The 14,631-nt window shown below is 69.8% G+C and carries 10 protein-coding genes and 1 tRNA gene; all 11 read left to right on the forward strand.

Annotation, left to right across the window (positions count from 1 at the left end; translation table 11 throughout):
* Positions 1 to 339: 339 nt before the first annotated feature.
* The 11 genes from dnaA (at position 340) to AC067A_RS12575 (ending at position 14,558) form a co-directional block, all read left to right on the forward strand.
* On the forward strand, positions 340 to 2,115 hold the full coding sequence (dnaA, locus tag AC067A_RS12525) for a chromosomal replication initiator protein DnaA (protein WP_478618324.1): 1,776 nt from the start codon (positions 340 to 342) through the stop codon (positions 2,113 to 2,115).
* A gap of 818 nt (positions 2,116 to 2,933) precedes the next feature.
* Positions 2,934 to 4,064, forward strand: a complete 1,131-nt coding sequence (gene dnaN / locus AC067A_RS12530) for a DNA polymerase III subunit beta (protein WP_384899887.1) — start codon at positions 2,934 to 2,936, stop codon at positions 4,062 to 4,064.
* Between the two features lie 110 nt (positions 4,065 to 4,174).
* Complete coding sequence (gene gnd / locus AC067A_RS12535; protein ID WP_478618328.1) at positions 4,175 to 5,053, forward strand: phosphogluconate dehydrogenase (NAD(+)-dependent, decarboxylating); 879 nt, start codon at positions 4,175 to 4,177, stop codon at positions 5,051 to 5,053.
* A 59-nt stretch (positions 5,054 to 5,112) separates the two neighbouring features.
* Positions 5,113 to 6,234 carry a DNA replication/repair protein RecF gene (recF, locus tag AC067A_RS12540; protein WP_478618330.1) on the forward strand — a complete coding sequence of 374 codons (1,122 nt, stop codon included), beginning with the start codon at positions 5,113 to 5,115 and terminating at the stop codon, positions 6,232 to 6,234.
* On the forward strand, positions 6,231 to 6,800 hold the full coding sequence (locus AC067A_RS12545) for a DciA family protein (protein ID WP_478618333.1): 570 nt from the start codon (positions 6,231 to 6,233) through the stop codon (positions 6,798 to 6,800). The genes recF and AC067A_RS12545 overlap by 4 nt, the downstream gene beginning before the upstream one ends.
* Positions 6,801 to 7,317: 517 nt before the next feature.
* On the forward strand, positions 7,318 to 9,348 hold the full coding sequence (gene gyrB, locus AC067A_RS12550) for a DNA topoisomerase (ATP-hydrolyzing) subunit B (RefSeq protein WP_478618335.1): 2,031 nt from the start codon (positions 7,318 to 7,320) through the stop codon (positions 9,346 to 9,348).
* A 41-nt stretch (positions 9,349 to 9,389) separates the two neighbouring features.
* The gene (gyrA, locus tag AC067A_RS12555; RefSeq protein WP_478618338.1) at positions 9,390 to 12,005 is read left to right on the forward strand and encodes a DNA gyrase subunit A; all 2,616 of its coding nucleotides are present in this window, start codon (positions 9,390 to 9,392) and stop codon (positions 12,003 to 12,005) included.
* Positions 12,006 to 12,111: 106 nt separating this feature from the next.
* The gene (locus AC067A_RS12560) at positions 12,112 to 12,681 is read left to right on the forward strand and encodes a DUF3566 domain-containing protein (RefSeq protein WP_478618340.1); all 570 of its coding nucleotides are present in this window, start codon (positions 12,112 to 12,114) and stop codon (positions 12,679 to 12,681) included.
* 99 nt (positions 12,682 to 12,780) lie between these two features.
* Positions 12,781 to 12,854: transfer RNA gene (locus AC067A_RS12565), tRNA-Ile, on the forward strand.
* Positions 12,855 to 13,012: 158 nt separating this feature from the next.
* Complete coding sequence (locus AC067A_RS12570; protein WP_003958712.1) at positions 13,013 to 13,147, forward strand: DLW-39 family protein; 135 nt, start codon at positions 13,013 to 13,015, stop codon at positions 13,145 to 13,147.
* A gap of 106 nt (positions 13,148 to 13,253) precedes the next feature.
* The gene (locus tag AC067A_RS12575; protein WP_478618342.1) at positions 13,254 to 14,558 is read left to right on the forward strand and encodes a hypothetical protein; all 1,305 of its coding nucleotides are present in this window, start codon (positions 13,254 to 13,256) and stop codon (positions 14,556 to 14,558) included.
* Positions 14,559 to 14,631: the final 73 nt, after the last annotated feature.

The following is a 14,631-nucleotide window of genomic DNA, read 5'->3' on the forward strand; positions in this document are numbered from 1 at the left end:
GCCCACGAGTAGCTCGCAATACGCCCGAGTGCACCGCTTCACGATCACTGACCGTGATCTTTGCCCATCGGAGGCAGGCGGCAGCAGCCATCGACAACTCGACCTGGGTACGGTACGCGCGGCTACGCCATCCGGTCAAACCGACTTGTCGCCACCCCCCATTGTGCACAGGCTGTGGACAACAACTTGAACCACGTCAGGCGGCCCGACTACCGTGGACGGTCTCCACAATCTTTTACCGTTCTGTCCCACCTGTCCTCAACGGACTCGTCCTCACGGACTTCGACCCACTGTCCCCGAGAACCACACCATCGTGGGACCTGCGAGAAAGCGTGCCCTGTGGCTGACGTACCCGCCGATCTTGCCGCAGTGTGGCCACGGGTCCTCGAGCACCTTCTCGCCGACGGGCAGCAGGGCATCGAGTCCAAGGACAAACAGTGGATCGAGCGCTGCCAGCCGCTCGCCCTGGTCGCGGACACCGCACTCCTCGCCGTGCCGAACGAGTGGGGCAAGCGCGTCCTCGAGGGCCGGCTCGCCCCGCTGATCAGCGAGACCCTCAGCCGCGAGTGCGGCCGGCCGATCCGGATCGCGATCACCGTCGACGACTCCGTCGGCGAGCCGACCCCGCCCGCCCCCGCGGCGCAGCAGCCGCAGCCGCCCCGCTACGACGAGCGCGAGCAGCCCGAGCCGTACGGGAAGTACGACGGCTACGGCCACCGGCCGATGCCCGACGACGGGCTGCCCACCGCGCGCCCGGCCTACCCCGACTACGGACAGCAGCGGCCCGGACCCGGCGCCTGGCCGCGGACCCAGGAGGACCTCTCCTGGCAGCAGCCCCGGCTCGGCGGCTACCAGGAGCGCGCCCCATACACCGGCCCGGACCAGTCGCGCCAGCCCCGCTACGACGAACCGGCCCGCGGTTACGAGCAGCAGCGGCCCGAGCGCGCCGAGCTGCCCGACCCGCCGGGCCACGGAGCCCGCCCCGGTCCCCGTCCGGGCGGCGGTCCGGTGCCCGGACCCGGGGGCGGCCCGGGCACGTCGGCGTCCGGCCAGGGCGGCGGAGCCGGGGCTCCCGGTGAGCAGCACGCGCGGCTGAACCCCAAGTACCTCTTCGACACCTTCGTCATCGGTTCCTCGAACCGGTTCGCGCACGCGGCCGCCGTCGCGGTGGCCGAGGCGCCGGCCAAGGCGTACAACCCGCTCTTCATCTACGGCGAGTCGGGTCTCGGCAAGACCCACCTGCTGCACGCGATCGGGCACTACGCGCGGAGCCTCTATCCGGGCACGCGCGTGCGGTACGTGAGCTCCGAGGAGTTCACCAACGAGTTCATCAACTCGATCCGCGACGGCAAGGGCGACGCGTTCCGCAAGCGCTACCGCGACGTGGACATCCTGCTCGTCGACGACATCCAGTTCCTGGCGAGCAAGGAGTCGACGCAGGAGGAGTTCTTCCACACCTTCAACACCCTGCACAACGCGAACAAGCAGATCGTGCTCTCCTCCGACCGGCCGCCCAAGCAGCTGGTGACCCTGGAGGACCGGCTCCGCAACCGCTTCGAGTGGGGTCTCACCACCGACGTGCAGCCGCCGGAACTGGAGACGCGCATCGCGATCCTCCGCAAGAAGGCGGTGCAGGAGCAGCTCAACGCCCCGCCGGAGGTGCTGGAGTTCATCGCCTCGCGGATCTCGCGGAACATCCGTGAGCTGGAGGGCGCGCTGATCCGGGTGACGGCCTTCGCGAGCCTCAACCGGCAGCCGGTGGACCTGGGGCTCACCGAGATCGTGCTGAAGGACCTGATCCCCGGCGGCGAGGACAGCTCGCCGGAGATCACCGCGCCCGCCATCATGGCGGCCACCGCCGACTACTTCGGTCTGACGGTGGAGGACCTCTGCGGATCCTCGCGCAGCCGCGTGCTGGTGACGGCCCGCCAGATCGCCATGTACCTGTGCCGGGAGCTCACGGACCTGTCGCTGCCGAAGATCGGCGCGCAGTTCGGCGGGCGCGACCACACGACGGTGATGCACGCGGACCGCAAGATCCGCGCCCTGATGGCGGAGCGGCGCTCCATCTACAACCAGGTCACCGAGCTCACCAACCGCATCAAGAACGGCTGACACAGGGCCGCCACGGCCTCCGAAGGGCGCTCCGGGACACCTCCCGGGGCGCCCTTCGGCGTTCCACACGGGAGGGAAGGCGCGCCGGGCCGAGCACCCGCTGTTCGAACACTCCGTTCCGATGGCGGGTTCTCCACAGATTGGGGGATGATCTTCCGTCCACAGGGTGGGGACTGTCGAGTTATCCGGATCCTGTCCACAGGCTGAGGCGTTGACAGATCATCATCCCAGGTCAGCCCCCTGTGGAATTGTTGGCAAACGATCCCCACAGCCTGTGGATAAATTTTTTGTCCACAGGGGGTCCCGAAGGTTGTCCACTGGCTGCCCACAGGGGGCAGGCCGTTGCCCACAGCTTCTCCACACCGCTGTCCACTGTTCGGCAACAAAACACCCCCGCTCACCGGACCGAGTGAAAGCGGTCACACCAAGGGAGACGTTTGGCCTGTGGGGAACGCGGGAAAAGCTGGGGACAGCGCTGGGGAGAACTCCCCGTGGCCTGTGTATGGGGTGTGCAGAACTTTCCGGTGTCCACAGAGACCCCTGGTTTTCCACGGGTGCCGCCCACAGGGTCGGTGGACAAAAAACTGGGCCTGGCCTGCGAAAACGACGTTATCCACCGTTTCCACAGGCCCTACTACTACTCCCACTTAGAGTTAGCTAGGAATCCGCTTCGAAGTGGGGCCTGTGCACAACTCGGCGCCGGAGCTCCGACGCGCTCTCGTCTCGACTTGACCCCGAGCAGCACCGAGTGTCGGCGGCGTACGTCAGACTGGTTCCCGCAGTCGACGAAGAGCCAGCAACAGCAGGAGGCGGTTCCGGTGAAGATCCGGGTGGAGCGCGATGTACTCGCGGAGGCGGTGGCCTGGGTGGCCCGCAGCCTTCCGGCCCGTCCGCCGGCGCCCGTGCTCGCGGGCCTTCTGCTGAAGGCCGAGGACGGCGCGCTGAGCTTCTCGAGCTTCGACTACGAGGTCTCGGCCCGGGTCTCCGTCGAGGCGGAGGTCGAGGAGGACGGCACCGTCCTCGTCTCCGGCCGACTGCTCGCCGACATCTGCCGCGCCCTCCCCAACCGTCCGGTGGAGATTTCCACAGACGGTGTACGGGCGACCGTCGTCTGCGGCTCCTCCCGCTTCACCCTCCACACCCTGCCTGTGGAGGAGTACCCGGCGCTGCCGGAGATGCCCACCGCGACCGGCACCGTCCCCGGTGAGGTCTTCGCCTCCGCCGCCGCCCAGGTGGCCATCGCCGCCGGCCGTGACGACACGCTGCCCGTCCTCACCGGTGTGCGCATCGAGATCGAGGGCGACACGGTCACCCTGGCCTCCACCGACCGCTACCGCTTCGCGGTCCGCGAGTTCCTGTGGAAGCCGGAGTCCCCGGACGCCTCCGCGGTCGCCCTGGTGCCCGCGAAGACCCTCCTGGACACCGCCAAGGCGCTCACCAGCGGCGACACGGTCACCCTGGCGCTCTCCGGCTCCGGCAAGGGCGAGGGCCTCATCGGCTTCGAGGGCGCGGGCCGCCGCACCACCACCCGACTGCTCGAAGGCGACCTGCCGAAGTACCGGACGCTCTTCCCCACCGAGTTCAACTCGGTCGCGGTGATCGAGACCGCCCCCTTCGTCGAGGCCGTCAAGCGTGTGGCCCTGGTGGCCGAGCGCAACACCCCGGTCCGGCTGAGCTTCGAGCAGGGCGTCCTGATCCTGGAGGCCGGCTCCAGCGACGACGCACAGGCTGTGGAGCGTGTGGACGCGCAGCTGGAGGGCGACGACATCTCGATCGCCTTCAACCCGACCTTCCTGCTCGACGGCCTGAGCGCCATCGACTCCCCGGTCGCCCAGCTCTCCTTCACGACCTCCACGAAGCCGGCGCTGCTGAGCGGCAGGCCCGCGCTCGACGCCGAGGCGGACGAGGCCTACAAGTACCTGATCATGCCGGTGCGCCTGTCCGGTTGATCCCGTTTTTCCGGGGCATCGCCTGAGCGGCTGACCCCACAGGTGTGCACCCGGGTCCGGGCGTAGGCTCGGACCCGGGTAAACCGCACACGACGCTTAAGGAATCTCTGATGGAGCTCGGTCTCGTCGGTCTCGGCAAGATGGGCGGCAACATGCGCGAGCGCATCCGCCGCGCAGGTCACACCGTCATCGGATACGACCGCAACCCGGACCTCGCCGATGTCCACAGCCTCGAAGAGCTTGTGGGCAAGCTGAAGGGTCCGCGCGTCGTGTGGGTCATGGTTCCGGCCGGTGCCGCGACCCAGTCCACCATCGACGAGCTGGCCGACCTGCTCTCCCCCGGTGACATCGTCGTGGACGGCGGGAACTCGCGCTGGACGGACGACGAGAAGCACGCCGAGGAGCTCGCCGCCAAGGGCATCGGGTTCGTCGACTGCGGCGTCTCCGGCGGCGTCTGGGGCCTGGAGAACGGCTACGCGCTGATGTACGGCGGCTCCGCCGAGGACGTGGCGCGGGTCCAGCCGATCTTCGACGCCCTCAAGCCCGAGGGCGAGTTCGGCTCGGTCCACGCGGGCAAGGTCGGCGCCGGCCACTTCGCGAAGATGGTCCACAACGGCATCGAGTACGCGATGATGCAGGCCTACGCCGAGGGCTGGGAGCTCCTGGAGAAGGTCGACTCCGTCACCGACGTGCGCGAGGTCTTCCGCTCCTGGCAGGAGGGCACGGTCATCCGTTCCTGGCTGCTGGACCTCGCGGTGAACGCGCTGGACGAGGACGAGCACCTGGACGAGCTGCGCGGCTACGCGTCGGACTCCGGCGAGGGCCGGTGGACGGTCGAGGCCGCCATCGACAACGCCGTGCCGCTGCCCGCGATCACCGCGTCGCTGTTCGCGCGGTTCGCGTCGCGGCAGGACGACTCCCCGCAGATGAAGATGATCGCCGCGCTGCGCAACCAGTTCGGTGGCCACGCGGTCGAGACGAAGAAGTAATCCACAGGCTGTGCACCCCGCGGTGCACAGCCGACGGGGGAAGAAGGTCGGCGCCCACCATGCACGTCACGCATCTCTCGCTGGCCGACTTCCGCTCGTACGCCCGGGTCGAGGTTCCGCTCGACCCGGGCGTCACCGCTTTCGTGGGAGCCAACGGCCAGGGCAAGACCAACCTGGTCGAGGCCGTCGGCTACCTGGCCACCCTCGGCAGCCATCGCGTCGCCTCCGACGCCCCGCTCGTCCGGATGGGGGCGGAGCGCGCGGTCATCCGGGCCGCCGTCACCCAGGGCGAGCGCTCCCAGCTGGTCGAGCTCGAGCTCAACCCGGGCCGCGCCAACCGCGCCCGTATCAACCGGTCCTCCCAGGTCAGACCGCGTGACGTACTGGGCATCGTACGGACCGTGCTCTTCGCGCCCGAGGACCTCGCCCTGATCAAGGGCGACCCCGGCGAGCGGCGGCGCTTCCTCGACGAGCTGATCACGGCGCGCACGCCGCGCATGGCGGGCGTGCGCTCCGACTACGAACGCGTCCTCAAGCAGCGCAACACGCTCCTCAAGTCGGCCGCCATGGCCCGCCGGCACGGCGGCCGCGGCATGGACCTGTCCACCCTCGACGTCTGGGACCAGCACCTGGCCAGGGCGGGCGCCGAGCTACTCGCCCAGCGGCTCGACCTCATCGGCGTACTGCAGCCGCTCGCCGACAAGGCGTACGAGCAGCTGGCGCCCGGCGGCGGACCGATTCTGCTGGAGTACCGGCCGTCCGCGCCGGGGGCGGGGCACACCCGCGAGGAGCTGTACGAGCAGCTGATCGACGCCCTCGCCGAGGTCCGCAAGCAGGAGATCGAGCGGGGCGTCACGCTCGTCGGACCACACCGGGACGAGCTGCTGCTCAAGCTCGGCGAACTGCCCGCGAAGGGGTACGCGAGCCACGGCGAGTCCTGGTCGTACGCGCTCGCGCTGCGGCTGGCCTCCTACGACCTGCTCCGGTCCGAGGGCAACGAACCGGTCCTGGTCCTCGACGACGTCTTCGCCGAACTCGACGCGCGGCGGCGCGAGCGGCTCGCGGAGCTGGTCGCGCCCGGCGAGCAGGTCCTCGTGACGGCCGCGGTGGACGACGACGTACCCGGAGTCCTCGCGGGCACGCGGTACGAGGTGGCCGGCGGGACGGTGGAACGCGTATGAGCGAACAGCCCGTGGACGGTCCGGCCTCCGCGCGGGCCGCGGAGGCTCCCAGGGTTCCCGAGCACTCCGGCGTCGACCTGGCACGGGTCGCGCTGCGCGCCGCGAAGGAGCAGGCGAAGGCGCGGGGCGCGGCGGCCCAGCAGAAGAAGCAGGCCCGGCGCGGGGGCGGGCTCCGCTCCGGCGCGCGAGCAGACGGGCGCGACCCGATGGCGCTCGGCGCGGCCATCAACCGGCTCATCACCGAGCGCGGCTGGGAGACGCCCGCGGCGGTCGGCGGGGTCATGGGGCGCTGGCCGCAGATCGTCGGCGAGGACCTGGCGAAGCACTGCGTACCGCTGAAGTTCGACGACGAGCCGGACGCGCGGGTGCTGACCGTGCAGTGCGACTCGACGGCGTGGGCGACGCAGCTGCGTCTCCTTGCGCCGACGCTGGTGGCGCGGCTCAACGAGGACCTGGGACACGGGACCGTGCGGATGATCAAGGTGCTCGGGCCGGGGGCGCCGCGGCGGGGGTACGGGCCGCTGAGGGCCCCCGGCAGCGTGGGGCCGGGCGACACGTACGGCTAGGACGCCGGGCGACACGTACGGCCAGGGCGCGGGGCGGGGGGTCTGGGCGTGTGCGGCCAGGGCGGTGCCGCGGGCTGTACGGGGCTCGGGCGCCGGGCGGGCGGCGCCGCGGGCTGTGCGGCCAGGGCGCCGGGCGGGCGGTCTCGGATGGTGCGGCCGAGGGGTCAGGGTTCGGGCGCGCAGGGCGCGGGTTCCCGTGGAAGGCGCCGTCGCGCGGGGCGCCGTGCCCACCCGTTCCGCCCTTGCGGAAGGTGTATCCACAACGCGGTGGAGCGGTCGGATCCGGGTTGCCCACTGCGCGCTACGGCTCGAAGCGCTGGGTGGCCGTCAGGGGCGTCTGGAGCCCCTATCCGGATATGGGGAGTCGTCTCGCGCCCGCGCAGGGCGGCACATGAGGACTCAGGTACCGGCAAACCCCCATGAGTGTCGGCGCTACCGGTAGACTGGAAGACAATCCCGCCACCCTGCGGAACATGTCGAACGACGCAGCCGCTCCCGTATGCCCGGAGAACGGCCTGTGCTGTGCCAGAAAGGGCGCTTCGTGGCCGATTCCGGCGACCCCAACGAGAACAACCAGTACACCGCCAGCAACATCCAGGTACTCGAGGGCCTGGATGCCGTGCGCAAGCGCCCTGGCATGTACATCGGCTCGACCGGTGAGCGCGGTCTGCACCACATGGTGCAGGAGGTCGTCGACAACTCGGTCGACGAAGCCCTGGCCGGCCACGCCGACACCATCGACGTGACGATCCTGCCCGACGGCGCCGTACGCGTCGTCGACAACGGCCGCGGCATCCCGGTGGGCATCGTCGCCTCCGAGGGCAAGCCGGCCGTCGAGGTCGTGCTGACCGTGCTGCACGCGGGCGGCAAGTTCGGCGGCGGCGGCTACGCCGTCTCCGGCGGTCTGCACGGCGTCGGCGTGTCCGTGGTGAACGCCCTGTCCACCAAGGTCTCCGTCGAGATCAAGACGGACGGCCACCGCTGGACGCAGGACTACAAGATGGGCGCCCCGACGGCCCCGCTCGCCCAGCACGAGGCGACCGACGAGACCGGCACGTCGGTGACCTTCTGGGCCGACCCGGACATCTTCGAGACCACCGAGTACTCCTTCGAGACGCTCTCGCGGCGCTTCCAGGAGATGGCCTTCCTCAACAAGGGCCTCACCATCACGCTCACCGACGAGCGCGAGTCCGCGAAGGCGACCGTCGGCGCCGACGACCCGGACGCCGAGGCGACCGCCGAGCCGACCGCGCGCACGGTGAGCTACCACTACGAGGGCGGCATCGTCGACTTCGTGAAGTACCTCAACTCGCGCAAGGGCGAGCTGATCCACCCCACCGTGATCGACCTCGACGCCGAGGACAAGGACAAGAGCCTGTCCCTCGAGGTCGCGATGCAGTGGAACAGCGGCTACAGCGAGGGCGTGTACTCCTTCGCCAACATCATCCACACCCACGAGGGCGGCACGCACGAGGAGGGCTTCCGTGCGGCGCTGACCTCGCTGATCAACAAGTACGCGCGCGACAAGAAGCTGCTCCGCGAGAAGGACGACAACCTCACGGGTGACGACATCCGCGAGGGTCTGACGGCGATCATCTCGGTCAAGCTGAGCGAGCCGCAGTTCGAGGGCCAGACCAAGACCAAGCTGGGCAACACCGAGGTGAAGACCTTCGTCCAGAAGGCGGTCTACGAGCACCTCAACGACTGGCTGGACCGCAACCCGAACGAGGGCGCGGACATCGTCCGCAAGTCGATCCAGGCCGCCACCGCGCGCGTGGCCGCGCGCAAGGCGCGCGACCTGACCCGCCGCAAGGGCCTCCTGGAGTCGGCGTCGCTGCCGGGCAAGCTGTCCGACTGCCAGTCGAACGACCCCTCCAAGTGCGAGATCTTCATCGTCGAGGGTGACTCCGCCGGCGGCTCGGCCAAGTCCGGCCGCAACCCGATGTACCAGGCCATCCTGCCGATCCGCGGCAAGATCCTGAACGTCGAGAAGGCCCGCGTCGACAAGATCCTGCAGAACACCGAGGTCCAGGCGCTGATCTCCGCCTTCGGCACCGGTGTGCACGAGGACTTCGACATCGAGAAGCTCCGCTATCACAAGATCATCCTGATGGCGGACGCCGACGTCGACGGCCAGCACATCAACACCCTGCTGCTGACCTTCCTCTTCCGCTTCATGCGACCGCTGGTCGAGGCCGGTCACGTCTACCTCTCCCGCCCGCCGCTCTACAAGATCAAGTGGGGCCGGGACGACTTCGAGTACGCGTACTCGGACCGGGAGCGGGACGCGCTCGTCGAGCTGGGCAAGCAGAACGGCAAGCGGATCAGGGAGGACTCGATCCAGCGCTTCAAGGGTCTCGGCGAGATGAACGCCGAGGAGCTGCGCGTCACCACGATGGACGTCGAGCACCGCGTCCTCGGCCAGGTCACCCTGGACGACGCGGCCCAGGCCGACGACCTGTTCTCGGTGCTGATGGGCGAGGACGTCGAGGCACGGCGCTCGTTCATCCAGCGCAACGCCAAGGACGTTCGCTTCCTCGACATCTGAGTCGGTCCCAGCTGACCGTACGAAAGGACTGACGACCAGCAATGGCCGACGAAAACACCCCTGGCACCACCGAAGAGCAGGAGCCCGTGCTGCGGATCGAGCCCGTCGGGCTCGAGACCGAGATGCAGCGCTCCTACCTCGACTACGCGATGTCCGTCATCGTGTCGCGCGCGCTGCCCGACGTCCGGGACGGGCTCAAGCCGGTCCACCGTCGCGTGCTGTACGCGATGTACGACGGCGGCTACCGGCCCGAGAAGGGCTTCTACAAGTGCGCCCGCGTCGTCGGTGACGTCATGGGTACGTACCACCCGCACGGCGACTCCTCGATCTACGACGCGCTCGTCCGCCTCGCCCAGCCCTGGTCGATGCGCATGCCGCTCGTCGACTCCAACGGCAACTTCGGCTCCCCGGGCAACGACCCGGCCGCCGCCATGCGTTACACCGAGTGCAAGCTCATGACGCTGTCGATGGAGATGCTCCGGGACATCGACGAGGAGACCGTCGACTTCCAGGACAACTACGACGGCCGCAACCAGGAGCCGACGGTCCTGCCGGCCCGCTTCCCGAACCTGCTGATCAACGGCAGCGCCGGTATCGCGGTCGGCATGGCGACCAACATCCCGCCGCACAACCTGCGCGAGGTCGCGGCCGGCGCCCAGTGGGCGCTGGAGCACCCCGACGCCTCCCACGAGGAGCTCCTCGACGCGCTCATCGAGCGGATCAAGGGCCCGGACTTCCCGACCGGCGCGCTCGTCGTGGGCCGCAAGGGCATCGAGGAGGCGTACCGCACCGGCCGCGGCTCGATCACGATGCGCGCGGTCGTCGAGGTCGAGGAGATCCAGAACCGCCAGTGCCTGGTGGTCACGGAGCTGCCGTACCAGACCAACCCCGACAACCTGGCGCAGAAGATCGCCGACCTGGTGAAGGACGGCAAGGTCGGCGGCATCGCCGACGTGCGCGACGAGACCTCGTCGCGGACCGGCCAGCGCCTCGTCATCGTGCTCAAGCGCGACGCCGTCGCCAAGGTCGTCCTCAACAACCTCTACAAGCACACCGACCTGCAGACGAACTTCGGCGCGAACATGCTGGCGCTCGTCGACGGCGTGCCGCGCACCCTCTCGCTGGACGCGTTCATCCGCCACTGGGTGACGCACCAGATCGAGGTCATCGTCCGCCGGACGAAGTTCCGGCTGCGCAAGGCCGAGGAGCGCGCCCACATCCTGCGCGGCCTCCTCAAGGCCCTGGACGCGATCGACGAGGTCATCGCGCTCATCCGGCGCAGCGACACGGTCGAGGTCGCGCGCGCGGGCCTGATGGACCTGCTGCAGATCGACGAGATCCAGGCCAACGCGATCCTGGAGATGCAGCTCCGCCGGCTCGCCGCCCTGGAGCGCCAGAAGATCGTCGCCGAGCACGACGAGCTCCAGGCGAAGATCAACGAGTACAACGCGATCCTGGCCTCCCCGGAGCGCCAGCGGGCGATCGTCAGCGAGGAGCTCGCCGCCCTCGTCGAGCGGTTCGGCGACGACCGCCGCTCCAAGCTCGTGCCCTTCGACGGTGACATGTCCATCGAGGACCTGATCGCCGAGGAGGACATCGTCGTCACCATCACGCGCGGTGGCTACGTGAAGCGCACCAAGACCGAGGACTACCGGTCGCAGAAGCGCGGCGGCAAGGGCGTGCGGGGCACGAAGCTGAAGCAGGACGACATCGTCGACCACTTCTTCGTCTCCACCACGCACCACTGGCTGCTCTTCTTCACGAACAAGGGCCGGGTCTACCGGGTCAAGGCGTACGAGCTGCCGGACGCCGGCCGGGACGCCCGCGGCCAGCACGTGGCCAACCTGCTCGCCTTCCAGCCGGACGAGCAGATCGCCCAGATCCTGGCCATCCGCGACTACGACGCCGCGCCGTACCTGGTGCTCGCCACCAAGGCCGGCCTGGTGAAGAAGACCGCGCTGAAGGACTACGACTCGCCCCGCTCGGGCGGTGTCATCGCCATCAACCTGCGCGAGCGGGAGGACGGCAGCGACGACGAGCTGATCGGCGCCGAGCTGGTCTCCTCCGAGGACGACCTGCTGCTCGTCAGCAGGAAGGCGCAGTCGATCCGCTTCACCGCCACCGACGACGCGCTGCGTCCGATGGGGCGTGCCACGTCGGGCGTGAAGGGGATGAGTTTCCGAGAGGACGACGAGCTGCTCTCGATGAATGTCGTCCGGCCCGGTACTTTCGTCTTCACCGCGACCGACGGCGGGTACGCGAAGCGCACCCCCGTCGACGAGTACCGCGTCCAGGGCCGTGGCGGCCTCGGTATCAAGGCCGCCAAGATCGTGGAGGACCGCGGCTCGCTCGTGGGCGCGCTGGTGGTCGAGGAGACCGACGAGATCCTCGCCATCACGCTGTCCGGCGGTGTGATTCGTACGCGAGTCAACGAAGTCAGGGAGACCGGCCGTGACACCATGGGCGTCCAGCTGATCAACCTGGGCAAGCGCGATGCCGTCGTCGGCATCGCACGGAACGCCGAGGCCGGCGGCGACGACGAATACGTCGACAACGCGGACGAGGTCGAGGGCGCCGTCGAGGCGACCGAGGCAGCGGTGGCCGAAGTCGAGGCAGCCGAGGGCACGGAGCCCTCGGCCGGGGAGCACGAGGAGTAAGAGCGTGAGTGGAGCCACGGGCGCCGGATCGGCGGCCGCCGGAGCTTCTGCTGGTGCTGGAGCGAACGGCGCCCGTGGCCCCGCCACGGACTCCCAGGGGGTTGCGGTGACGGACACTCGGGGGCAGCAGCCCTCGTCCTACGAGACGTACAACGGGCCGCTGCCCGGCGAACGCGCGGGAGCGCAGCAGCAGGGCGGCCCGTACCACCCGCCGCAGGCGTACGGCGCTCCGGCGCCGGGCGGCACGGCGGGCGGTCAGACCGGTGCCGTGCGCCGGCCGCGTACGGGGGCGCGCACGACGCCCCGTACGCGCAAGGCGCGGCTGCGGGTGGCGAAGGCCGATCCGTGGTCGGTGATGAAGGTGAGCTTCCTGCTCTCCATCGCGCTGGGCATCTGCACGGTCGTGGCCGCGGCGGTGCTGTGGATGGTCATGGACGCCATGGGCGTCTTCTCGACGGTCGGCGGCACGATCAGCGAGGCCACGGGCTCCAACGAGTCCAACGGCTTCGACCTGCAGTCGTTCCTGTCGCTGCCGAGGGTGCTGATGTTCACCTCGGTGATCGCCGTGATCGACGTGGTCCTGATGACCGCCCTGGCGACGCTGGGCGCGTTCATCTACAACCTGTCGGCGGGCTTCGTGGGCGGTGTCGAGCTCACGCTGGCCGAGGACGAGTAGCCCGCGGGGGGCCGTCCGGGGATACGGATTTTGGGACTGGCCCCCACGTGCGCTAATGTTCAGGAGTCAGCGCGCGGGACACACACCGCACAGCGCGGCGGGGCTATAGCTCAGTTGGTTAGAGCGCATCCCTGATAAGGATGAGGCCACAGGTTCAAATCCTGTTAGCCCCACAATGAAGATAGGCCCGGACGGTTACTCCGTCCGGGCCTATTTGTTTGTCCGGGGCGCGTTGGAGGTTTGAAGCTCGTACAGGTCACCGATCGGTATCGGTCGATGTGTAGAGTGGGCGTCAGAAGTCTCCTACGTCAACGAAAGACGAGGTCGCGCGGTGAAGAAGCTTCTCCTGGTCGCACTGGCCGCCATCGGCGGGCTCCTCGTGTACCGCCAGATCCAGGCGGATCGCGCCGAGCAGGACCTGTGGACGGAGGCGACCGACTCCGTGCCCGCAGGTTCGGGTGTCTGAGACGAAGACCATCTGTGGGTGAAGCCCCGGCCGCGCGTGAGCGGGCCGGGGCTTCGCTTTGCCTGAGCAATGTGATCGCTTGCTTGAGTGAAGAGAAGGAGCTCGTGTGAAGACGCAGGCCGGGATCGGCCGGAGGGCGGGGGCCCTGCTCACGGCGGCCGCCGCGGTGGGCACCGTGGCCGCGCTGCCCGGCCAGGCGAGGGCGGCCGAGGGGCCCGCCCTCCCCCCGTACACCTTCGACAGCACCGCCCAGCGCGTCCAGGGGGCCGCCTCGAGCTCGGACGCGCCGCAGCTGAAGGCCGGGGGGACCTACCGCGGCACCCTGAAGAAGGACGGCAAGGTCTACTACCGGGTCGATCTCGACGACAAGCGGAACGCGTACGTCTCCGTGGTCGCCGTCCCGAAGACCGGCGGCAAGGTCGACTACGGCGACGGCATCCGGGTGAGCATGCAGGACGGCACCGGCACCGAGTGCGGCTACCAGCAGGTCGGCTTCGCGTCGGCCGCCTACCCGCGCCCCCTCTCCGCGTACGCCCGCCGCATCGTCGACGCGGACGGCTCCACCTGCCAGAAGGCGGGCGCGTTCTACGTCCTCGTCGAGCGGGAGCAGAAGGCGACCTCCTCCCCGGACGACTGGGAGCTGGAGGTCCGGCACCTGTCCGAGCCGCCGCTCAGGAAGGCCGGGCCGACCGAGCTTCCGGAGACCTGGTCCTCCGCCACCCCGGCGCCCCCGACGGGCGGCCCCGAGCAGCGTCAGGGCGGCGCGGGCGTCCACGACGCCGCCTCGCTGACACAGGGCGAGTGGAGGTCGGACATCCGGCCGGGCCAGACCCTCTTCTACCGGGTGCCCGTCGACTGGGGACAGCAGCTCTACGCCACCGCCGAGCTCGGCAGCAGCGCCGCCGCGGACGAGTACGTGAGCTACGCGCTCGTGCTCTCCCTGGAGAACCCGGCGCTCGGCCACGTCGACGAGAACACCGGAAGCTACAACGGGAAGCCCGCGACGGTCGCCCTCGGCCCGCAGCGGCCGGTGGCGCACGAGAACCGCACCGCGTACGACGAGGCCACGAGCGGCATGCGCTTCGCCGGCTGGTACTACCTGTCGGCCACGCTCAACCCGGAGATCGCCGAGGAGTACGGGGACAAGCCGGTCCCGCTGACGCTGCGGGTCAACCTCATGGGCACCCCGAAGGCCGGTCCCGGGTACGACGGCGACCCCGGCGCCTTCGCGGTGACCGCCGGGGACCGGGACGCGGCCGCGAGCGGAACGAGCGGCGCGCAGGCCGCGGAGCAGGCGGAGCGGAGCGGTTCCATGCGGGTCCTCGCGGCGGCCGGGATCGGCAGCGGGACCGTGCTGCTGCTCGGCCTCGGCGCGTGGACGCTGCTGGCGCGGAGGCGGACGGCGGCCTAGGCGGCCCGTAGTGCGAGCTCGGGGCGGCCCCGGGCCCCAGGGGGGTGGGCGAGGGGCGCTGCCGGTCCCGGGG

The sequence above is a fragment of the Streptomyces sp. NPDC043176 genome, assembly GCF_056436715.1.

Excerpts from the sequence above, each read along its gene's own strand:
- gnd (WP_478618328.1), top strand. The coding sequence starts at position 4,175 with ATGGAGCTCGGTCTCGTCGGTCTCGGCAAGATGGGCGGCAACATGCGC.
- recF (WP_478618330.1), top strand. The coding sequence starts at position 5,113 with ATGCACGTCACGCATCTCTCGCTGGCCGACTTCCGCTCGTACGCCCGG.
- AC067A_RS12545 (WP_478618333.1), top strand. The coding sequence starts at position 6,231 with ATGAGCGAACAGCCCGTGGACGGTCCGGCCTCCGCGCGGGCCGCGGAG.
- gyrA (WP_478618338.1), top strand. The coding sequence starts at position 9,390 with ATGGCCGACGAAAACACCCCTGGCACCACCGAAGAGCAGGAGCCCGTG.